Origin of the sequence: Lujinxingia sediminis (assembly GCF_004005565.1) — a bacterium.
GTDB classification, from domain to species: domain Bacteria; phylum Myxococcota_A; class Bradymonadia; order Bradymonadales; family Bradymonadaceae; genus Lujinxingia; species Lujinxingia sediminis.
The window spans coordinates 816,612-837,608 of sequence record NZ_SADD01000001.1 but is presented as its reverse complement, the minus strand read 5'-3'; the positions used below and the strand labels follow the sequence as shown (position 1 = coordinate 837,608).

15 protein-coding genes are annotated in these 20,997 nt (G+C 63.6%); 6 read left to right on the top strand and 9 right to left on the bottom strand.

Translation table 11 applies throughout. The features are described 5' to 3' along the window. Nucleotides 1–688 precede the first annotated feature (688 nt). Nucleotides 689–2,452 carry a M64 family metallopeptidase gene (locus EA187_RS03405; RefSeq protein WP_164855940.1) on the top strand — a complete coding sequence of 588 codons (1,764 nt, stop codon included), beginning with the start codon at nt 689–691 and terminating at the stop codon, nt 2,450–2,452. Here EA187_RS03405 and EA187_RS03400 read toward each other — a convergent pair. The 4 genes from EA187_RS03400 to EA187_RS03385 all read right to left on the bottom strand — a co-directional run bounded on the left by EA187_RS03400 (nt 2,418) and on the right by EA187_RS03385 (nt 10,010). Next, nucleotides 2,418–3,836 carry a PAS domain-containing sensor histidine kinase gene (locus EA187_RS03400; RefSeq protein WP_127779173.1) on the bottom strand — a complete coding sequence of 473 codons (1,419 nt, stop codon included), beginning with the start codon at nt 3,834–3,836 and terminating at the stop codon, nt 2,418–2,420. The two genes, EA187_RS03405 and EA187_RS03400, sit on opposite strands and share 35 nt — an antisense overlap. Beyond that, the gene (locus tag EA187_RS03395; RefSeq protein ID WP_127779172.1) at nt 3,833–4,966 is read right to left on the bottom strand and encodes a PAS domain-containing protein; all 1,134 of its coding nucleotides are present in this window, start codon (nt 4,964–4,966) and stop codon (nt 3,833–3,835) included. Before EA187_RS03395 ends, EA187_RS03400 begins: the two co-directional genes overlap by 4 nt. Nucleotides 4,967–5,064: 98 nt before the next feature. Beyond that, a complete protein-coding gene (locus EA187_RS03390; RefSeq protein WP_127779171.1) occupies nt 5,065–6,714 on the bottom strand; it encodes an NAD(P)/FAD-dependent oxidoreductase in 1,650 nt (549 codons plus the stop codon). A 53-nt stretch (nt 6,715–6,767) separates the two neighbouring features. Then, nucleotides 6,768–10,010 carry a serine/threonine-protein kinase gene (locus EA187_RS03385; protein ID WP_127779170.1) on the bottom strand — a complete coding sequence of 1,081 codons (3,243 nt, stop codon included), beginning with the start codon at nt 10,008–10,010 and terminating at the stop codon, nt 6,768–6,770. Between the two features lie 205 nt (nt 10,011–10,215). Between EA187_RS03385 and EA187_RS03380 the strand changes: the two genes are divergently transcribed. Next, nucleotides 10,216–11,832, top strand: a complete 1,617-nt coding sequence (locus tag EA187_RS03380; RefSeq protein WP_164855939.1) for an amidohydrolase family protein — start codon at nt 10,216–10,218, stop codon at nt 11,830–11,832. A gap of 54 nt (nt 11,833–11,886) precedes the next feature. Next, nucleotides 11,887–12,738 carry a hypothetical protein gene (locus tag EA187_RS03375; RefSeq protein WP_127779168.1) on the top strand — a complete coding sequence of 284 codons (852 nt, stop codon included), beginning with the start codon at nt 11,887–11,889 and terminating at the stop codon, nt 12,736–12,738. Nucleotides 12,739–12,749: 11 nt separating this feature from the next. On the opposite strand, the gene EA187_RS03370 is transcribed toward EA187_RS03375, so the two are convergent. The 3 genes from EA187_RS03370 to EA187_RS03360 all read right to left on the bottom strand — a co-directional run bounded on the left by EA187_RS03370 (nt 12,750) and on the right by EA187_RS03360 (nt 15,797). Next, nucleotides 12,750–13,835, bottom strand: a complete 1,086-nt coding sequence (locus EA187_RS03370; RefSeq protein WP_164855938.1) for a S41 family peptidase — start codon at nt 13,833–13,835, stop codon at nt 12,750–12,752. A 46-nt stretch (nt 13,836–13,881) separates the two neighbouring features. After that, nucleotides 13,882–14,778 carry a hypothetical protein gene (locus EA187_RS03365; protein WP_127779167.1) on the bottom strand — a complete coding sequence of 299 codons (897 nt, stop codon included), beginning with the start codon at nt 14,776–14,778 and terminating at the stop codon, nt 13,882–13,884. 119 nt (nt 14,779–14,897) lie between these two features. Then, nucleotides 14,898–15,797 carry a hypothetical protein gene (locus tag EA187_RS03360; RefSeq protein WP_164855937.1) on the bottom strand — a complete coding sequence of 300 codons (900 nt, stop codon included), beginning with the start codon at nt 15,795–15,797 and terminating at the stop codon, nt 14,898–14,900. 143 nt (nt 15,798–15,940) lie between these two features. Between EA187_RS03360 and rho the strand changes: the two genes are divergently transcribed. Then, a complete protein-coding gene (gene rho / locus EA187_RS03355) occupies nt 15,941–16,888 on the top strand; it encodes a transcription termination factor Rho (protein ID WP_164855936.1) in 948 nt (315 codons plus the stop codon). Nucleotides 16,889–16,988: 100 nt separating this feature from the next. Here the strand turns inward: rho and EA187_RS03350 are convergent, their stop codons facing one another. Then, nucleotides 16,989–17,975, bottom strand: a complete 987-nt coding sequence (locus tag EA187_RS03350) for an alpha/beta fold hydrolase (RefSeq protein ID WP_164855935.1) — start codon at nt 17,973–17,975, stop codon at nt 16,989–16,991. Nucleotides 17,976–18,118: 143 nt separating this feature from the next. Here EA187_RS03350 and EA187_RS03345 point away from each other — a divergent pair, with 143 nt between their 5' ends. Together EA187_RS03345 and EA187_RS03340 are read left to right on the top strand one after the other, a co-directional pair. Beyond that, the gene (locus EA187_RS03345; protein WP_115602918.1) at nt 18,119–18,376 is read left to right on the top strand and encodes an acyl-CoA-binding protein; all 258 of its coding nucleotides are present in this window, start codon (nt 18,119–18,121) and stop codon (nt 18,374–18,376) included. 10 nt (nt 18,377–18,386) lie between these two features. Further along, nucleotides 18,387–19,661, top strand: coding sequence for an alpha/beta hydrolase family protein (locus EA187_RS03340; protein ID WP_164855934.1), 1,275 nt, complete (start codon nt 18,387–18,389; stop codon nt 19,659–19,661). A gap of 42 nt (nt 19,662–19,703) precedes the next feature. On the opposite strand, the gene EA187_RS03335 is transcribed toward EA187_RS03340, so the two are convergent. Further along, a complete protein-coding gene (locus EA187_RS03335) occupies nt 19,704–20,930 on the bottom strand; it encodes a hypothetical protein (RefSeq protein ID WP_127779164.1) in 1,227 nt (408 codons plus the stop codon). Between the last annotated feature and the right edge of the window lie 67 nt (nt 20,931–20,997).

Genomic DNA, 20,997 nt, shown 5'->3' with positions numbered 1-20,997 from the left:
CAGCAAACGGTCGATCGTGGCGGCCTCGACCTCCCGGTCGGCCACCACGTAAAGCGAGCGATGCCCCAGACGCAGCGAGCTGACCTTCTCGGAGAGCGCCACCATGCGCTCGCGCAGGTTGGCGTCGAGCAGCGCATCGATCTTCTCGGCGGCCGCCACACCGACCATGGTGGCAAAGCGCGCGTCAAAGGCCGCATCACCGGTACTCACCGTCACCAAACCACGTCCCGGAAGCACTCGCCCGTTAGCGCCTTTACGACGGATCTTCATCGGCTGGCGTAAGACCTTCGGGAAACGCACCGAGAGGCGATAGGCGTCGGACTGAGGCTCCTCCCAGAGTTCGCCGCGCACGCGAAAGCCGTTGAGTTCGCCGCGCATGCCGATGACGTGCGACTGAAAGATCGAGGTCTCCCAGAGGTGGTTGAGCCCCATGCGTTCCGTAAAGGCTCGCAATTCACTGAGACGCTCTGCACGGGCCTCACCGGCGCGCCGCATCCGCGCCAGACGCCAGCCGAACCAGCCCACCGCCGCGATCAGCACCACCAACACTCCCAGCGTCATCCAGGTCCACATCACTCCTCCTCGTTCCAGGCCGCGCCCGACGTCGCTCCCACATTGTGCCCTACGTTACACTCGGCTAGCCTGCGCGGGTAGCCCCCCAAAAAACCTCCTGCGCTGTGGAACACACATGCATCACTTTTTCCGCTGGTCCCTGTTCGCCACCACCGCATTCCTCCTGAGCGCCTGCGTCGAAGATGGCGATGGCTCGACCCTCCAGGTTCGTACCGCTGCCCCGGAGCAGGAGGGCGCGCAGCTGGGGATGAATGAGGGCGACACCGTTCAACTCAGCGCCGAAGCGCGCCAGGCGCGCATGGTGATTTTCGACGCGCTCCTGGGAAGCCATCCCGCCAGCCCACCCACCGTGGAGGTCGCCCGGGTGGTCGACACCCCGCTCTTCGTCGATGATGACGCCCACGATACCGACACCCACTGGATCACCCGGGCGCGCATCGAAGATGCGCAGGGCACAACGCTCTGGTCACAGCGGGTTAACAGCCTCTTTCAACTTCTGGAGTTCTTGAACCTACTCCTCGACCAGCAGGCTGCCGTCGAGCTCGACGCCAATCAGGTCTACGCGCTGGTGCGCGCGCAGTACGCGCCGCTGACGCAGTTCGCCACGCGCGTTCCCACAGGCGTGGCCGGTGCCCGATACTACATTCTGGAGCTTGCGCAACCCGATGGCGACTGGGTCGAGTTGGGCCGCTTCCCCATCGAGGAACTTCTGGCACAGGCTCAGCCCAACAGCGTCGATGGCCAGGTGGCCACCCTGGTGGAGAGCGGCCCGGCCGAAGATCGCATGGACATCGTGATCCTGGCCGACGGCTACACCGAGGAGGAGCGTGCCATCTTTGAAGGCGACGCCCAGGCGGTAGCCGAGCGTATTCTACAGACCTCGCCATTTACCGAGCACCGCGATCTTTTCAACGTGCACAGCGTGTGGACCCCGAGCAACGAGTCGGGAGCCGGTTACGATTGCCGCTTCGGGCAGACCGAGTGTGAGGGCCGGCTGCGCGATACGGTCTTTGAGACGACCTTTGTCATCCCGGCTGTGGCCGATCTCTTTAACATCGACATCGGCGAAGTCTCCGACCGGGTGGCGCTGCCGATTCAGGTCGGCCGGATGTTTGAAGCGGCCGCGCTGGCACAGTACGACGAGGTCATACTTCTTTCTAACACGCGCAAAGTCTCTGGCTTTGCCGGTGTCTACGTCTCGCTGGTGACCACCTACGACAACCGCCAGAGCTTCCCGGACACGGTGGTCCACGAGCTGGGCCATACCCTGGGGATGTTGGGCGATGAATATATGGTCGATGGGGATCCCTGCTTCTTCAATGAGCCCTTCATCCCGCTGCCGGCCAATATCGACGAGCTGCGCCAGGGGGAACCCTTGAGCTGGGATGCCTGGGTGAGCCCAGATACCCCGCTGCCCACGCCGCCCAATCAGACGTCCGCACATCCTGTGGGGGCGTATGAGCGCGCCTACAACTGCGAGTTTCTGGTGCGCCCCAGCTACGAATGCATGATGAAAGATAGCGGTGACGACTTCTGCCCGGTTTGCGCCGAGCAGATGGTGCGACGCTTCTACTCCGGGGTCGACCCCACTCCGAACGAAGCGCTGGTGGTGGAGCGCGTCTCCCCCGGCCTCATCGAGGCGCGTGTGCCACGACGCGACGCGCCGGGTCGCTACGCGGTGACCTGGCATCTTGGAGAGCGCCAGATTGGCGAAGGGGGCCGCCTGCGCCTGGGGGGCAACTCCTTCACCAAGGACGCCCCCCGGGGCTGGGTTGAGCTGCGTGCGCATGTGAGCAACACGAGCGCCTTTCTGGCCAGCGACCATCCGGCGGTCAACGACGTGTTCACCCTCTGGGTAAAACGGGAAGACGCACCGTAAAGGTCGTGCCGACCCCCTCCTCCGACCGGGCGCTGACGCTTCCCCCGTGCTGCTCCACAATACGACCGACCAGCGAGAGCCCGAGCCCCGACCCGCTGCCGTTAGTGGACGTGGTGAAGAAGGGCTCAAACGCACGGTCAAGCACCGAAGGGGCCATTCCACACGCGTTGTCGCTGACCTCAATCACCGCGTCATCCCCATCGACCCCGGTCCGAATGACGATACGCCCAGCGGGCTCCTCCATCGCGCGGACCGCGTTGGTGATCAGGTTCACAAAGATCTGCTGCAGCCCCCCGGCGTGACCCAGCATCCTGAGTGGCGCATCCCAGAGCTCATAGCTGACCTCGACCTGATGCTTCTCCAACTGCACGTCGCACAGCCCGACGGCGGTGCGTATGCAGCCGTGAAGCTCCACCTCTTCAAGCGTCGCCCCTTCGGTCCCGGCCAGGTTGAGCAGGTCGCGCACGAAACGATCGATGCGCTCAACGCCCTCAATAATGTGCTGAAGGCGCTCACCATCGCGAGGATCAAAGAGCTGCCCGCGGTATTTGCGCAGCAGGTAGTCGGCATAGTTGAGAATGCTGGTGAGCGGATTTTTCAGCTCGTGTGCCACACCGGCGGCGAGCTGCCCCAGACTCATCAGCTCCTCGGCGCGAGCGAAGCGGCGTTTGAGTTCTTCGAGGGAAGATTGGCTGGGTTGCACGACCGCGACAAGACCACGCATCGGCCGGTGCCGGGCCCCCTCTCCTGGCGAGATGGGGCGAATGCGCACCTGCACAAGCTCTCCACCGTCGGGAAGGTCGCTGCCCACCAGACGTGTGGAAACCGGCTCGGGCAACGTGCCGGCAAGGGCACGCGACGCCGCTACCCGCAAACGCGGACGGTCCTCGGGTGAGAAGATGTCGAGCAGGTCGCACTCAGGATCTTCGCCGGGGGCAAGCCCCATCACCCGGGTCAGAGCCGCATTGGCCAGCCGAACCTGACGCCGGCCGTCGCAGATCGCGACCAGCGCGTCGATCTGATCGATGATCGGGGCCAGACGCTCGTCGGCCTCCGGCTCAAAAAGCACCCGGTAATTTCCGTCGCCCATCGGCGCCAGGCTCACCGAGACCGTCTCACGCTCACACCCCTGCAGCGAGACACCACCCAGGAAGTACTCCTCTCGCCCGTCTTCAGCCGGTTGAAGGCGCATCTGGGAGAAGGTCTCACGCTGCGTGAGGTTCAACCCGGGGAGCGCTGCCCCCCGGGCGATGCCCAGGAAGGCGCTCGCGAGCCGATTGACGTAGATCAGCTGCCCGGTGGCGTCACATACCGCCACCGGATCGCGCAACTCATCGAGCACCCTGGCAAAGTTGATCATTTCAGCTGCGACGGTCTCACTCATAGGCCATCTCCTCGATCCGAGCCCGGCGCAAGCACCGGCTCAGAAGGTCCTGCTTCATCCAGATCAACAATCAGCTCTCCCCCCGCATACTCTTTGGTCTTGTAGCGTGTGATGCGTCCGATCTTGCGCACGATCTCGCTGATACGACGTGCCTCCTGATGGATCGTATCGACCGCACGCTCGACCAACTCGGCGCTATGCCCCTGACGCTGCAGAAGCTCAGCGTAGCCCATCAGGCTGGTCAGCGGTTGGTTAAGCTCATGCGCGGCGGCGCCGGCCAACTCGGCAATCACCGCCTGACGTTGCGTGCGTTCCAGCGTCTCAAAGGCCTCTTGTAGACGCTCCTCCATCGCCAGGCGTTGGCGAAGATCGGTGAAGATTCCTACGGTGGCCACCTCCACCTCCCCCTCCATCACCAGCGCGGCGGAGATCTCCACAGGGATGCGCTCCCCGTGGCGATCAACGACCTCTTCGCGCAGCGATTCGATGCGACCGCGTCCACCATGCTGCCGGCTGCGCAACATATGCATGATGCGCTCGGCCCCCTGGGGCGGATAGAGCTCACGAACGTTGAGCCCCATCGCATCGCTCTCACTCCAGCCGAGCACGCGCTGGGCCGCCGCATTAAAAAGGACAACCTCGCCGGAGCGCCGTGCTGCCACAATAGCGTTGGGACTGGCATGAATCACCCGATCCAAAAACTCAAACGATCGTGTCGCTTCATCGCCGCGCCTCGCCTCACCACGCACGGGGACCAGTCGCCAGCGCACCCGTCGCCTCAACTCGCTTCGGAGCAAGGATCGCCCCAACGCGTCGGTTGCCCCCCGAGCCATGACGCAGTCGATCTCCTCGTCCTGCGCATCGTCCTCGTGGACAAGAAGCACCGGCATCGTGGCCGTCTCGGTGAACTGACGCGTCCACCCCAGAATCTCATCGGGCGGAATCGTGCATTGCTCCATTCCCAAGACCACCAGATCGGGGGCGGCGCGGCGCGCATGAAAGATCGCCTTTCGCGCATCGGCGTAGACACGCAATGTCGCGTCCAGCGGCGCCAGAAGATCGGCAATCTCTGTGGCACGCTCATCGAGCGCATCCACAATCCAGATGGTTCGTGAAGAGGCAGGCGTCATAGGGCGAGTCAGGAGCGTGTCATCGGTCGCTCACAGGGCGACCTCAGCCAACAACCTCGCAGCTTGACGCAACAATCGCAAGTTCCCCCCCACGCGCCTCAGGCGCTGAGCGTTTCCAGAATCGTTTCGGCGACCCGCAACCCGTCGATGGCCGCGCTGACGATGCCACCGCCGTACCCGCTGCCCTCACCACAGGGGTAGAGCCTTGCCACCGACGTCGACTGGTAGGAGATGGCGTCGCGATCGATCTGCACCGGTGCGCTGGTGCGCGTCTCCACGCCAATGAGCAGGGCGTCCTCACTGACAAAGCCACGCATTCGGCGCTCGAAACCATCCAGGGCGACGCGCAGCGCGTCGATCACAAACGCGGGGTAACAGCTCGAAAGATCGGTCGGCGCAATCCCGGTCTTGTACGTCGTCTTTCGTACCGAGGTACTCGCCACACCCTGCTTAAAGTCGCTGACGCGCTGGGCCGGGGCCACAAAGCCGCCGCCTCCGAGCGTAAAGGCGCGTCGCTCAGCCTCGTGCTGAAATGCCATCCCGGCGAGCAGCCCGTCGTAGTCGTCGAGCTCCTCGATGGGGCCGAAGGCTCCAAAGTCTTCGGGGCGTACGCTGACCACCAGCGCTGAGTTCGCCCAGTGCCCCTTGCGGCTGGCGTGGCTCATACCGTTGACGCAGATGCCGTCCGGCAAGGTATGCGAAGGCACAACCTGGCCTCCCGGGCACATGCAGAAGCTGTAAATGCCACGACGCTCCGCCCCTTTGCCCAGGTTCTCGGCCAGGCGGTAGTCGGCCGCCGGCAGATCGGGAAGTTCGGCGTACTTGCCATACTGAATGCTGTTGATGAGCTCCTGACGATGCTCCACCCGAAAGCCCACCGCGAAGGGTTTCGCCTCCATGGCAACCTTTAAATCGGCCAGGTGGCGGTACATCTCGCGGGCGGAGTGCCCAACGGCAAGCACCACTCGATCGGCATCGATGCGCTCCCCGTCGCGCAGGCGCACGCCCTTGATCACGCGCTCACCGCGCTCCTCCTCCACGATGAGCTCGCTCACAAAGGCCCCAAAACGCACCTGGCAGCCCTCGTTGATGAGGTGCGCACGAAAGGCTTTGCAGAGCGCGACCAGACGGTCGGTGCCCAGATGAGGCTTGCCGTTGATGAGGATCTCTTCGGGGCCCCCCAGCGCAACGATCGTCTCGAGCACATGACGCACACGCACATCGTTGACGCGCGTGTAGAGCTTTCCGTCGGACCAGGTGCCCGCGCCACCCTCGCCAAAACAGATGTTGCTGTCTTCTTTGAGTTCGCCGCGATGCATCAACGCCGAGACATCTCGCCCCCGAATTTCCACCGGTTGCCCGCGGTCGAGTAAGATCGTCTCCACCCCGCTGTCAGCCAGCCGGTTGGCGCAGAAAAGCCCGGCCGGACCAGCACCGATGACGATGACACGCTCCTTCTTGCGAGGCTGAAAGCGCTCGGGTGCCAGGCTCCCGGGCGCCGGCGCCTCTTTGACGCCCTCGGGAAGTCTGCCGAGCGCACGCGCCTCACTGAGCGCCACCTCCACGTTGTAAACGTAGCGCGGCCGTCCACGCGCATCGAGGCTACGCTTGAGGATCTCCACCTCCTCGATATCCGAGGGGCTGACTCCTAACTTTTTGGCGGCCTGAATGCGAAGCTCGCTTTCATCCGACTGAAAGTCCACGCGCAGATCGCCCACGCGCAGACGCTTGCTCTTCGACTGATTCATCGCTGTCACTTCGAGGTGATTTGGGAGGCGTTCACCGACGGCTTAGCGCCGACTTAGAGCCTGGGGAGGAGACCGTGGGCCCCCATTCGGAAGGCCTGATTTCGCCCCCGTTGCAGAAGGCGCGCGCCGACGTCGGCCAGCTGCAGCTCGATCATCAGATCGCCGGTAGCCATCAGCAATTCGGCGCGCTCGACCCTATAGTCTTCTCGGGCGTCGAAAGCCAGTGCGACACGCTCGAGCTGCTCGGCGCCAATGTCCTGCTCGGCGCGGCTGCGCAGAACCAGTCCGCCTAAAAAGAGCGCAATCTTCTCTTCAGAAGCTCGGTGACCCAGCTCCTGGGCAAGCCGGAAGGCTTCTGAGCCCCGACGCCGTGCATCGGAGCGGTTGCCCAGCGTGGCCAGTGTCCAGGCCAGCTGAAAGAGCGCCTCAATCACCACCCAGGCACGCTCCGCCTGCAGGGCCAGGTCAAGGGCCTCTAAAAGCGCATCACGCGACTCCACCGGACTTCCGATGCGACGCAGGTCGGCCCCGTAACCGGTGAGAACCTCGGCGCGCAGCCCCTCGTCACCCAGCCGGTCGGCCATCTCGATGGCCTGCTGATAACTCTTAAGTCCCAGAGCTGACTGCCCACAGAGGAGCTGAACATGCGCAAGGCTCCCCAGCGCGCTGGCCTGGCGATAGAGCACCACCCCGGCACCAGCACGCTCGACACAACGCTGCAACATCTCGCTGGCCAGCTCCAGCTTGCCTCGCCCGAGCAGCAAACGCGCGTCGAGGGTGAGCAGATCGACAACGCCGTACTCCGAGACGCCTTCCTCGTCGATGCGCGCACGCCAGCGCTCCGCCTGCATCACATCGCCGATGTAGAGCATCAACTCCGCGCCGCGAAAAAGCACCTGCCAGCGCAACCACGCCGAGGGGCAGGATAGCGAGAGCTCTTCAGCCCGCTTTAACCACGTCCGTGCGCTCGCGGTCTCGAAATGGGCAAGCGCCAGGTTGGCCAGATGAAGGCTAACCAGCGCGCGCTCCGGCCCGTCGGCAAGCGCCTCATCGGCCCGCTTAAAGAGCGCGAACGCCCGGGAGAAATCCCCGTCGGCCCGCTCCTCCTCGGCCGCCATGATGAAGTAATGCGCGGCCAGGTCGAGGTTGCCCCCTGCCGCCAGATGATGCGCAGCCTCCGCCGCACGCGCCGCCCCCCGGCGCCAGTCCCGGGTCAATTGCTGGCCGATACGCCGATGCAACGCCCGCCTCCACTCCGGGCTGATCATATCGGAGACGGCCTCTCCGAGCTCATCGTGAATCAGCCTCACAAAGCGACCGCCCGCCCGAAGATCGATCTCCACGAGGTTACGCCATAACACCGTCTTCAACGTGCGCTCGGCCTCCGAGGAGCTCACCCCGCCGGCCACCAGAAGTTTGCGAACGCTCTCCCAGAGCAAAGGACGCTCCATCAACGAGAGAAGCTCCAAACACTCTCGCCCGGCCGCGCCGACCGCAGTGACCCGACGCCTGAGCGACTCGCGCAACGACGCCGGAACCCCGCGTGCCTCCACCTCCTCGAGACGCGCCTCCCAGCGCGAGGCCGATTGCCGACGCAGAAGCCCGGCATCAATCAGATAGCGACAGAGCTCTTCGACATAGGCCGGACGCCCCCGCGCAGCCCGATTCACATCCTCAATCCACACATCCGAGAGCCCTCGCAACGCCAGCTGCTCCCCGAAGAAGTCGGCCACATCCTCGTGCTCAACCCCTTCAATGGGAAGCAGTTGCACGCCCTGCCCTCTCTGAAGGCGCGTGCAGACCTCCCCCTCGGTCAACGCAGCGACGATATCGGGGCGATGTCGCACCTTCACCGCCCTGAACCAATCCTCCAGAACCTCCAGGCTGGCCTCATCGGCCAGATGCAACTCATCGATAAAGAAGACCAGTTGCTGAGGCTTAAGCAACCCCACAGCCTCCTCCAGCGCCGCGCGCATCCAGGCCTGCTCCACAAAGGGTGCCACGCGCTCGCCAGCGGTCTCAATCCCCAGGGACGTCATCAACTGCCGGGCCAGCAACGCCGAGCGGTAGGATTCAAGTCCCAGCTGGTCCTGGCTGAGCGCAAGCTCCATCGTCTGCGTCACAAGGTCGGTCAGCAGCGCGTAGGGGCCCATGCCCTCATAGCCAGCGCTCTCCAGCACCACATGTCCACCGAGCTTCGAGGAGGCCTGAACATCGTGCAAAAGACGCGTTTTCCCGGCCCCATCCGCACCGCGGATCAGGTAGAGCTGGCCCATCGCCTCGCTCTCATTGGTCGAGAGCCACTCCAGCAAAAGATCATCTTCATCGAGCCGTCGGGCCAGAATGCCCCGCTCAAAATAACCGCGAATCACAGGCGCCGCGGCCACATCCAGCGAGTTGGCCATACGACCGGCCGACCACTGCTCAAGCACCCCGGTGTCCTGAGCCAGCGCCTGAAGCGCCTCGCCGGCATCCGCAAAATCAACATCGGGGAGCTGCCGCAGAAGCGCCATCGTAAAACGACTCAACTCCAGTGGCACCTCCGCGTTAAGGCGGTGCGGCTCCGGCGGCCGAAAGTCCTCTTCCGTCGGCGGCGGATCATCTTTGCTACGCGGCCCGAAAGGGAGCACGCCGCAGAGCGCATAATAAAGCGTCACCCCCAGGCTGTAGAGGTCCGAGCGCTGCTCCCCCTTCTCCCCGCGAATCACCTCCGGCGCCATGTACGAGCGCGTCCCCCCGCGGAGCGTGTCGCGCTTGGGGTCCATGCTGGAGAGGCCAAAGTCCACCAGCTTCGCCATCGGAAGCGCAGAGGCGTCATCAAGCCAGAGCAGCATCACGTTGGCCGGCTTAATATCGCGGTGAATCATGCCCATCGCATGCAGGTAGCTTAAGCCTTGCAGCAGTTGCAGGGTGATATCGATGAGCGCCGCCGGCTCCAGGAGCGCGCGCGCATCCTGCAGGCTGAACCCGTCGATGTACTCCTCGGCCAGATACACGCCGCCGTCAGGGAGGCTGCCGTAGTCGAAGACCCGCACAAGATTGGGGTGCGAGAGCTTGGAGAGGATCTCAAACTCCCGGCGCAGCATCTTCCCCTGCACGCTGTTGTACGCATCGGCCGAGAGCACCTTGAGCGCGACCTCCCGCTCCCCCTTACGCAGGTCCTCGGCCAGGTAGACCGAGCCGCCCGCACCGCGGCCCAGCGGCTTTTTGTAGGCGTAGCGTCCCGCAAAGACCTTGGTCGCGGACACGCTCTTGGACTTACGCTTGCGCGCTCGCTGCTTGTTTTCGATGGCCATCTACTCTGCCCGGGGTTGCTCGCCACAGGATCGACCCACACCGGTCAATGCCGCGTCTGCTTAACATGCCACGCGACCCGCAGATCCTCAACCAACTCACCGGTCAGCCCGACTGCCCTGAAACAATGCGCTCACGATCTGGCGAAGATCATTTCACCTGGAGAGGGAAGCCGCTACACTGGCGCCGACTTCTATGGGAGAAACCATGCGACCTTCGCCTTATCTGTTGCGCGCTTCAGCCCTGCTCATTCTCGCCCTGAGCGCCGCCTGCTCCAGCACCGATCCGCCCATCGCCAACCCCGATACGGGCCAACCCGACACGGGGCATCCCGACGCCGACGTCGGCGACGATCCCGATACGGATACCGGCGACGATGCCGACACAGGACCGGTCGACGATGATCGCTCCCAGCCCTCCCCTGCCGCTGAAGTGGAGCGTGTGGGCGCCGGCGGCTACCTGCTCCGCGGCACCGTGCTCACCCTGGACGGCCCCATCGAAGACGGCGAGGTGCTCATCGAAGGCGGCGCCATCACCTGTGTGGCCGAAGATTGCTCCGGTGAGCCGGGCGCGGCGACGGTGACGGTGATCAACACCCACGGGGTCATCTCCCCGGGGCTCATCGACGCCCACAACCACCTAGCCTACAACTTCTTCATGCCCTGGATTCCCGGCGACACCGGCTTCTTCGGCAACCGTTACCAGTGGGCCGACGATCCTGATTACGAAGCTCATATCGAACCCTACGCCAACAACCGTGGCTCCATTTCTCATGAATGTCCGGCTGGCAAATGGGGCGAGCTCCGCTCAGTGATTCATGGAACCACGACGATAATGGGACAATCTGCAAGACGAAGATGCGTCGATTGGGCGGTTCGAAACGCGGACCATTATCATAAGCTGGGTTACAACCATATGCAGACTTCCATCGGCTCCCCGCGGGACATCACCGATGATCAGGCGCAAGGATTTCTCGACAACTTTAACGCTCCCAATAATCCAACAACTCGCCTTGCCGTGCACATGGCCGAAGGCATCAGCGGCGACAACATCGAGCTTGAGTTCAGTTCTTTTGCCGGCCGCGACACCCGCAACAACCGTCATTCCGGCACCTCGCTTCTCTACAACGGCACCGCAATGCTGATTCACTCGGTGGCGCTGACCGACGCCGAACTCGAAGAGGTCTACATGACCGATTCGAAGATCGTGTGGTCCCCGTCGAGCAACCTCGCGCTCTACGGCGTGACCGCCGACATCGAGTCGATTCTCGACTTAGGCATCATCACCGCGCTTGGCCCCGACTGGACCGTCTCCGGGGAGTTCGACATGCTCGCCGAGATGCGTGTAGCCTATCGCTACGGGCAGGAGCAAGCGATCGACGCGCTCACCCCGCAGCGCATCTGGGAGATGGCCACCTGGGACGGTGCCATTACCGTCGGCCTGGAGCATAGCGTGGGCCAACTTGAGCCAGGATACGGTGCCGACATCGTCGTCTTCGGACGCCAGGCCGACGACCCCTACCTCGCGGTGCTGGAAAGCGAAGCCTCCGACGTGCGCCTGAGCATGATCGACGGCCAGGTCTACTTCGGCGACGCCGATCTCGAAGACGCCGCCGCGAGAAACGAATTTTGTGAAACCTTCCCCACCTGCGGCACATCGAAGTTTCTGTGCGTCCAGGACAGCCCCTCTGCAGGCGACCGCCGCGATGAGACCTACGCTGCCATCCGCCAGCAGCTCATTGACATCCTCGAAGGCACTGGCTACCCGGAAGATGAACAGTACGGTCGCGGCGATGAGCTCCTCGACCTTGTCCTCTGCCCCTGAATTTTTTGCCGAGATTGCCCTGAATGATTCTCGGCCTGACTGAGCCGTAGAATCATGCCCAACTCGCTTCGCCTTCGCGCCGCGCTACCCTTCTGCGCGGCGCTTCTCGTCTCCTCTCTCGTCTCCATCCTGGCTATGCCCGATGCGATGGCAGGCCCCTGGACCAAAAAGAGCGGCGACTACTACGTCAAAGTCGGAGAGTCCGCCTACCAGGCCAGCGCCTTTCGCACCCCGGAGGGATTCCTGGTCACCGGCGTCGACTACTTCAGCGCCACGACCTACCTTTACGGGGAGGTGGGAGTTCTCGAGGGCATGCACCTTCAGACCTACGTGCCGCTGACCTACGCCCGCAACCGATTTGGCACGCAGAGCTACACCGACTTCGGGCCGGGCGATATGAACGTGGCCATTCAGGTCTCACCGCTCCAACTTAGCGTGCCGACCGCGCTTCGCCTGGAGGCCAAACTTCCCCTCTACGGACGCCCCTCAGGCGATCTTACGCCAGCGCGGGGGGACGAGCAGGTCGACCTTACGCTCTGGCTCTCCGCAGGGGGCGGATTCCACGATCTGGGCATCTACTTCTACGCCGACATCGGCTACCAGTACCGCAGCGCCTGGACCTTGAACGAAACCGAGGTGGGCGACTTCTCCGATGGTTTCGTCACCATGGCCCAGGTCGGCTACAACCTCTTTGATACCGCCACGGTGGCGCTGACATCCTCGGCGGTCTTCCCCTTAAGTGACGACCTCATCTCGAAGAGCTACCTGACGGTGGGCCCCTCAATCTTCTTTCCCATCACCGATCGAATCGCGCTGGAAGCCGACGGCTACTTCACGCCCTTTTCCCGAAACAGCGCGGCGGGCTGGGCGGTGGGGCTGGGCGTCTCGGTGCGCAGCCCCGACTGAGCCTGTGAACCTCAGTGCCCGGCCAGCCCGGCCTGCTTTCTCAGATGGGAGAGAGCCTGCTCGAGGATCGCGTCGCGGTTCTGCCTGACGTCATCCGGCGTGTTTTCCACATGAATATGCGGGGGTACGCCGACACGCTCGTAAAAGGTCCCATCGGCGTCGCGGGTCTCCTGCACCGAGATCGTGTAGTGCCATCCATTGGGAAGCTCCCGTGGCAGAAACATCGCCAGGCCCCCGCCGCTGTTGGTGCCCATATGTGTGACGTGATCGTACTGACGAAGCGCCAGGGTGAGCCACTCTGCGGCGCTGAAGCTGTAGCGGTTGGTCAGCACCACCACAGGTTTTGTAAACTGACGCGGTCCCGCCGGTGAGACCTTCCAGACGGTGGGCGACGAGAAGGCATCGTGGCGTGCGCCGTTGCGGGTGCGGGTCACCACAAAGTCCCGGGTGTCGGTGGCAAAGCGGCTGGCCACAAACGTGGTATTAAACGCTCGCCCCCCGCTGTTATTACGAAGGTCGATGACCAGCCCTTCAGCGTCTTTGAAGTACGCCAGTATCTCATCCAGATCCTCGATCCAGCCGTGAACATCCTCACCGATGCCCTCCGCACCGCTTAACGTCGCCAGATGCACGTACCCCAGGGTGTGGCTGGCCCAGCCGTAGCGGAAGTTCCCCCCACCGGCGCTCTGCTCTTTACCCATGATGTAGCGCCGACTGATGAGGTTGCGGTCATAGTTGCGCCGCGAGCCTCGCAGATGAAGATCGCTTTGAACCCGCCCCAACTCGCCGGCCGAGACGTAGACGTGGCCGTCTTCCAGATAGCGGATCATCTCGCCAAAAACCTCCAAGAGTTCATCGTCCGTGGTCTTTGCATCAACCCGCGGACGGTAGCGCAGGTAGACCTCGTCCCAGTCGACATCCTTATGCACAAAATGGGCATAATGACGGTCAAACGACTCCCAGAAGATCTCGAAGTTGCTCTCGGGTGTATTGGCCGGATCGGGCCCTAGAAAAGCCCCGCATCCACCACTCATCAGCAGCAGCAGCGCCAAAAGCCCCCCGCGAAACCACCCGCTCAGCCGCGCTCTGGTCTTCATCCCTCCCCCCGGTTGTCGGAACCTGCTAAATCGCGTGTACGCAGACCTACCTGTAGAGCAACCCCAGGCCCAGGCTGAAGCGATGGCTGTAGGTGCGCGTATCGAGAGGTAAGTCATAGCTGAACGCCCCCCCTCGGTAGGCGCCCACTACCGCCAGATACGTGCCCGGCATCCACCAGATCTCAGCGCGAGTCTGCACCATGCGAAAGCTCCCCCAGCTCGCGAAACGACCGTCGGTCACCGCCCGCCAGCGCTCCTGAACCAGACGCACCCGTTCGTCGCCTCGAACCGCGTAACTGGGACGCATCAGGTAGCCTCCCAGGGGCACATTAACGCCCAGGTGCAGCTCCCCCCAGTTTCCCAGCGACTGGCGAAGGCCCGCGGACGCATCCAGCGAGACAAAGGCCTCCCAGACCTCCACCGAACCGATCTGCGCCGGGTCGTACTGGTAGGATCGGTACATCGTCCAATGACTTAAGCGGGGGCCGATCTCCAGGCGTCGCTTGCCGCGGTTGAGCAAGGCAAAACGCCACTGAAAGGACGCATCCACGAAGCTGGCGTTGGCCCAGTGCCCCTGGCCATCATCGATCGCGGAGCTGAGCCGCCCCCCGTTGAACCCCGGGGTAAATCCCCCCAACTCCAACGTGCGACTCCAGCGCGGCGTGCTGCGCCCCCAGCGTAAAATCAGCGGGTAGGCCTGACCACGGTACGCCAGCGGCGAGCCTGTGGCGTCGCGGTTTCCCATCCGCTCCACCCCGCTGAAGAGCAACACTTCGCCTCGGCTCGCTATCGCCCGCTCCTCGTCTGAGGCCCTCTGCGGCTGGGCGCTCTGCGCCAGGCCGGCAACACACCAGCATCCGAGCACGATAAGCAGCACCAGCCCCCGATGCGTCCAGCGGTGACGGCCCCACAGACCGGCGCACCTGCCATTGAGGCTCGCCATCCTTTCCCCCTGTTGTGTCGTGTCAGTTCGCAGCGACCGGGGCAGCTTCAGCGCCCGCGCCCCTGCGACCTCTCCCTCTCTGAAGCTAACCCCTCAACACGGCGCGACAACGCCGCGCCTCAGCGCAGATACGTACTCAGAAGCACCTTCAGTCCCTCGCCGGTCTCCCGACGCTCGAAGGGAAGCAGCAAGGTCGAGGCCACATCGCGCCCCAGCTCCAGCGCTCGCCAGGAACCCGCGCGACGAATCCGCGCCATCGGCGGCGGCGCAAGTCCGCTCAGCGCATCCATCGGGCTGCTCGCCCACTCCACCTGCCCCCGACCGCTGGCCTGAAGCACCACCGCAAGAAGATCGCAGATCGCCTGAAAGGCCACCGGCTCTACCCAGCCGAGCTCTCCCGGCGAGGTGTCGATCAAGAGCGCGCAGATCCGCTCCAATCCGTCGACGTTGGGCCCGAGCTCCAGCTGCATCGCGCGGCTGAGTTCTTCGACCAGCCACTTACTCGGCCACCCCGGCCGATCGCCAAAGACCTGCCCGCCCTGGCGTTTTGCGCTGGCCACACACGCCCTTTTGATCATGCCCTCAAGCATGCCATTGGGCCTGCTGAAGTTGAGCCGCCACAGCGACTGCGGATCCGACACCGACGCTCCACCGCTGCGACGAGCCTCATTGCGAAACACGCTCAACCGCTCAAGCTGCTCGGCGTCAAGCGCTTCGGGCACCCTCCGGAATCCCAGGGCTTGCATTCCGGCCTCATCGCTCTCGCTGAGCTCGGCATAACAGGCCACATCAAAGGAGAGCACCTCAGCCTCCTCGACCTGCTCCAGATAGGATGCAGGCGGCATGCTTACATGCGCCAGAAAACGCGCCTCCAACAAGCCGCGAATCCCACGCATCGTCGAGCCCCCCTGGCTGCGCCAGAGCGCTGCCGTCCAGCGCTTTCCGCCCGGCCAGCTCACCGTCAGCAGCGCCGGATGAAGGCCGCCATGTGAATTTTCGTTTTCAATTTCGCGCGCCATGTGCATATTCTCTTGACTATGGAGTCGTGACTTCGTACGCCCGCGCCTGCAGCTCCACTCGTGTCGAGCAGCTTGTCCCCTTAAACTTGCCGGGCCCACGCACTCTTTCGACCCTTCCTTTAATCTACCCCATCGATGCTGTCATGAGTAGAAATCGCAGCCGCGGTCGTCGCCGCAGCGGCAATCGCCAGAGCTCCAAGCCCAAAGTCGACCTGGCTACGCTGACCGCGAAGCTCTCCGACTACACCCCCATCCAGCCCAACGAGCGCATCCGGCTGGAGACCGACCGCTACGAGTATATCGGGCGGATCATGGACATGTTCACCCCGATCTCCCGGGGGCAACGCTGCCTGATCACAAGTCCGCCAAAGGCCGGCAAGACCACGATCCTGAAAACGATCGGCAAAGCCGTCCACAAAAACCACCCCGATATCTTCCAACTCGCCGTCCTCATCGATGAGCGTCCCGAGGAAGCGACAGACTTCCGCCGGAAGATGCCTTTCGACGTCCACGCGTCGACCTCCGACCGCTCCTCCAGCAACCATATTAAAGTGGCGGAGAAAGCGTTCTCCATCGCGCTGGAGAAAGTCCTTGAGGGTAAGGATGTCCTCATCCTGCTCGACTCCATTACCCGTCTGGCGCGCGCCTACAACGTCGAGCATACCGGCTCGGGCGGGCGCACCTTGAGCGGCGGCGTCTCCGCCGGCGCGCTCGACATCCCCCGCCAGCTCTTCGGCGCGGCGCGCAACCTTGAGGGAGGCGGCAGCCTCACCATCATCGGTACAGCCCTGATCGAGACGGGCAGCCGCATGGACGAGGTGATCTTCCAGGAGTTTAAGGGAACCGGCAATATGGAGCTGCTCCTGGACGAGGAGCTCGTGCTGCGTCGGGTCTTTCCGGCCATCGACATCGCAAGCAGCGGCACCCGCCGCGAAGAGATCATGCTCGATGAGCTTGAGCGCAAGCAGACCCCGCTTCTGCGCCGGCGCCTCATGGACCAGAGCCCGGTGGAGGGCATGCAGTGGATGATCAAACGGCTGCATGACTCCAAGAGCAATCAGAGCTTCCTGCGCTCCATCCCCCAGCTCTAAACGGCTCATCAGGCGGGCTGTCCATCCTGATTACGAAAGAAGCGCGCCCCGAATGTCCGGGCGCGCTTCTTTCGCATACGCCTGTTAAGAGCGTAAACACTCAACGGAAACACCAGCGTAAGATCTGGGCCTCGATGCCCGGCTCCCCGCCAAAACCCAGATCGACATCGGAACGAAAGAAGACGTGGCCCCCGCCCGCGATCCAGCGCGCTTGCACACGGGTCGACGCGCTCACCAGCGGTCCGCGCAGCGAGTCGGCCGGAATCATCGGATCGCCGGGACTGGCCACCACAAGCGTCGGCACCTCCAGGGACTTCAACATCGGCCCCACCGACTGCGAGCGGTAATAGTCGTCGACATCCCGAAACTTAAAGCGCGGCACCACCGTGAGCTGATCCCACTCGCGGATCGTCGTCGCCAGGCGCACGCGCTGCGGAGGGGTGGGCACGGCCCCCCTCTCAGCGATGCCCGCATACATGGCGTTGAGCCCGCCGAGCAGGTGACGGCGGTAGATCAGGTTTGCCGGCGCATCCAGACAGCGCTGCGTGGCCTCCAGATCAAGGGGCGGGCAGACGGCCGCCACAGCCGTTACCTTCGTCGCTACGCCCTCAGCAGCCGCCTTCAGGCAGACATGCCCCCCCATTGAGTAGCCCAGCAGTGCAATGCGCTCAAAACGCTCGAAAAATGGCTGCTGAAGCACCGCGCGCAGATCATCGGTGAGGCCGGCGTGATGCATATCTTCGCCCAGCCCATCGGCGCCGCGCATCGCCAGGCGCAGACAGGGCAAACCGGCACGCTCCGCGGCGCGGGCGGCCTCCACGCAGTAGCCACGATCCACCGAACCGCCCAGCCCGTGCACCACAACCACAAGATCACGGACGCCGGGCACATCAGCAAACATCCCGCTGAGCGTCACCTCACCACCTCGCCCATCGTCCACGCGCGTGCGCCAGAGGCTGGCCCTGGGCGCTTTGCGCGGCAGCCAGTCATGGCGGAGCGCCGGGGCGATCGTCTGCACGTGCCCTCCCAGGCGCTCGCGAAGCGCGGCACTGCCGAGCAGTCCTTCCAGAGGGTTTTGCATCTTCATCGATCCTGTCCTTGCCATGAGTTAGAGCGCCGCCCCGGCACGTATCGGCGGGCCGAAACGCACGCTTCTGCCTTGCCGCCGCAATCAGCTCTGGTAGTTTGAAGGTTCCAACTACCCCAACCTCTTTTCAGGGTCGAGCCAGAATGAGCCTACAAAACGACTTCGAATCTGCCACTCGCCGGGTGCAAACGCTTGGCAGCACTCCCGACAACGCCACGTTGCTCGATCTCTATGCCCTCTTTAAGCAGGCCACCGCCGGCGATGTCGAAGGCAAACAACCCTCCCGCTTAAAGATTCGCGAGCGGGCGAAGTTCGACGCCTGGGCGCAGAAAAAAGGTATGTCCCAGGATGCGGCCAAAGAGGCCTACATCAAGCTCGTCAACTCGCTGGTCAACTCCTGAAGGACGCCCGATGTGCACCCGAAACCGCGTTCGCCTGAGTCTGGCCGGGCTTGCCAGTCTTCTTCTTTTCGCCTGCGGCGAAGACCAGGCCTCCGACAGCCCCGATACGGGCACCCCTGACACCGATCTCGTCGCCGACGCCGATCCGAGTGACGTCGACACGTCAGACGCCGACGAAGACGCAGACGTCGATCCCCTGGACGCGCTCCCCCAGCGGCCCTGGCCCATCGAGGCGCGCGGCCACTTTGGTATCGGCTACTCCTACACCAAGATCCGCTACGTACCGCGAGGCGATGGCGAGGAGGAGCGCGAGATCTTCATCTCCATCTGGTACCCCACCCTCGACACCGAGGGATACGAGGGGCGCTATCTCAACTCCATCAACGCCCCGGGCGTGCTTCGCGATCCCACCCCGGCCATCGACCCGGATGAGCCTGCGCCGCTGATGGTCTTCTCCCACGGCAATGGCAGCTTCAGCGTCCAGAGTTATTTCTTTGCCGAGTACCTCACCAGCCACGGCTACGTCGTCATCGCGCCGGATCATAAAGGCAACACCTTCGGTGATACCGGCGGTGCGGTGCGACTGGAATCGACCGTCTATCGGCCACAGGACGTCAGCGCTATTCTGGACTGGGTCGAGGCTCTCCCCGAAGACCACGCGCTCTACGGCACAATCTCACCATCGAAGATCGCCCTCAGCGGCCACAGCCTCGGCGGTTTCACCACGCTGGCCACAACCGGCGCGACGCTTGATATGGAGGCCGTCAACACCGGCTGTGCCAACGACACCATCAGCAACCGTATCTGCGAGATCTTCGAAAACGATCAGAACGCTATCTTCGAAGAGGGCTTCCTCGACACTCGCTTCAAAGCCTCCATCCCGATGACACCGGCCGGGGCCGAAGTATATGTGCCAGGCACCTCCTCCATCGAGATCCCGACCCTGATGTGGACTGCCAGCAGAGACTTGACCCTGCCCAATGCGCTTGAGGGCGATCCTCTCTGGGAGGCGATGGAAGGTGAGCAACACCGCCGCATCGACATCACAAACGGCGGCCACTTCACCTTCTCCAACCTCTGCGAACTTCTCGGAGACGCGGTCGACGACTTCCAGGAGGACGGTTGCAGCCCAACAAACATGGGCTATGAAGAGGCCTACCATGTCATCAACGCCTACAGCATGGCCTTTTTACGCCTGCAGCTCGACGGCGACACCTCCTATGAGGCGATGCTCGACGGCGAGGATCCTTTAAGCGACCAGCTCCTCTTCGATCGCCACGAGTAATCGACGCGTTGTCTGTGCCGCCTCCCGACGCAGCCCGGGCTTTTAGAGTCCGGGCTGCGTCGGGGTGCCGGGCTCCACATCCAGTTGAAAATCCACTGCGATCCCGCGTCCTCCGCTGGCCTGCGGCGAAACAAATCGCACCCAGCACTCCCCCGGGTTGAGCGCCCGTACAAGTTGTACGGAGTTTGCAGTGGGCGCGGTGGCGAACTCACAGTTCGCCGGTGTCATCACCTGCTTCTGAACCACGGCATCCCCGCCACAGAGCGGAGCCTGCGCCAGCGTCGGCCCCAGCTGAAGCTCATAAAAACGTCCCTGAACCATGCGGTTGACGGCAAACCCGCGCTGCCCCTCGGTGGTGACTTCGATCACACGTGGTTGCGCCCCGTCGACAGCCTCCGGCCCTCCGAGCCGAAAGCTCATCAGGGCCTCTCCCTGGTCGCCCTTGAGCGCGATCGCTCCGCTCTGCGAAGGCTCCAGCCGAATCTGATGCAGGCTCTCCTCCCCCTCAAAAAGCGCCATCGCCTCGGGCGGGTCGACCTCAAAGGCGAACTGACCGGAGCCGCGCAGAAGTTGGCCTTCCGCATCGAGTTTTCGCTGCTCCACGGTGATGGCCAGCTCGGTCGGATCGTCAAATACGTAGGCTCCGGCTCCGGTCGCCGGACAGCTCCCGTAACGCCCCTGGGGGTCGACGCCCCCGATCACGCGTCGCAGCTCCACACGATTCACCTCGCGAACGTCCACCTCGAACGCGTCCACAAAATGAGGCAGCTCGCCAGCATCCTCCCCACGTTCGGGATCGGTACTCGCGGGCGGCTCCAGGCCCTCCACATCAAAGACGAGCTCCACCCGGGCGCGTCCGGGCTGCAGCGCCTTAAGCGACACACGCGCCCCGGCCACCCCCATCAGCTCCACCTCCTCAAAACCGACCACCTCGAGCACCCCCTCATCGCCGCTCAGCGAGATATCGTGCGCTTCCAACGCGCGGTGGTCCGGGTAGCAGCCGATCTCCTCGTCGCAAATCTGCTCACCATTGGTCGGCCCGAGCACCAGGATTGTGGCATCCCAACCTGCCGCCAGCGGGGTGTTCAGATCGACAAAAAGGTGCCCTGCCTCACTGTTCGGCAAAGGCCCCTGCTCCGAGGCCACACAACCGGTGGTACTGACCAGCGGGAGGCTCAGCGCGAGGGTCAGCGCGACGACGTTTACACCCGGGGCTTTGCAGATCCAGGGGGCTGCCGATTTTGTACGTCTCTTCAGGCTCGGTCTCACGTGTGTCTCTCCGGAGCATCTTCTGGTGAATGCCTCGCGACAACCAGAGGGAAAACCCCTGGCCGCA

Excerpts from the sequence above, each read along its gene's own strand:
- EA187_RS03405 (WP_164855940.1), top strand. The coding sequence starts at position 689 with ATGCATCACTTTTTCCGCTGGTCCCTGTTCGCCACCACCGCATTCCTC.
- EA187_RS03400 (WP_127779173.1), bottom strand. The coding sequence starts at position 3,836 with ATGAGTGAGACCGTCGCAGCTGAAATGATCAACTTTGCCAGGGTGCTC.
- EA187_RS03395 (WP_127779172.1), bottom strand. The coding sequence starts at position 4,966 with ATGACGCCTGCCTCTTCACGAACCATCTGGATTGTGGATGCGCTCGAT.
- EA187_RS03390 (WP_127779171.1), bottom strand. The coding sequence starts at position 6,714 with ATGAATCAGTCGAAGAGCAAGCGTCTGCGCGTGGGCGATCTGCGCGTG.
- EA187_RS03385 (WP_127779170.1), bottom strand. The coding sequence starts at position 10,010 with ATGGCCATCGAAAACAAGCAGCGAGCGCGCAAGCGTAAGTCCAAGAGC.
- EA187_RS03380 (WP_164855939.1), top strand. The coding sequence starts at position 10,216 with ATGCGACCTTCGCCTTATCTGTTGCGCGCTTCAGCCCTGCTCATTCTC.
- EA187_RS03375 (WP_127779168.1), top strand. The coding sequence starts at position 11,887 with ATGCCCAACTCGCTTCGCCTTCGCGCCGCGCTACCCTTCTGCGCGGCG.
- EA187_RS03370 (WP_164855938.1), bottom strand. The coding sequence starts at position 13,835 with ATGAAGACCAGAGCGCGGCTGAGCGGGTGGTTTCGCGGGGGGCTTTTG.
- EA187_RS03365 (WP_127779167.1), bottom strand. The coding sequence starts at position 14,778 with ATGGCGAGCCTCAATGGCAGGTGCGCCGGTCTGTGGGGCCGTCACCGC.
- EA187_RS03360 (WP_164855937.1), bottom strand. The coding sequence starts at position 15,797 with ATGGCGCGCGAAATTGAAAACGAAAATTCACATGGCGGCCTTCATCCG.
- rho (WP_164855936.1), top strand. The coding sequence starts at position 15,941 with ATGAGTAGAAATCGCAGCCGCGGTCGTCGCCGCAGCGGCAATCGCCAG.
- EA187_RS03350 (WP_164855935.1), bottom strand. The coding sequence starts at position 17,975 with ATGAAGATGCAAAACCCTCTGGAAGGACTGCTCGGCAGTGCCGCGCTT.
- EA187_RS03345 (WP_115602918.1), top strand. The coding sequence starts at position 18,119 with ATGAGCCTACAAAACGACTTCGAATCTGCCACTCGCCGGGTGCAAACG.
- EA187_RS03340 (WP_164855934.1), top strand. The coding sequence starts at position 18,387 with ATGTGCACCCGAAACCGCGTTCGCCTGAGTCTGGCCGGGCTTGCCAGT.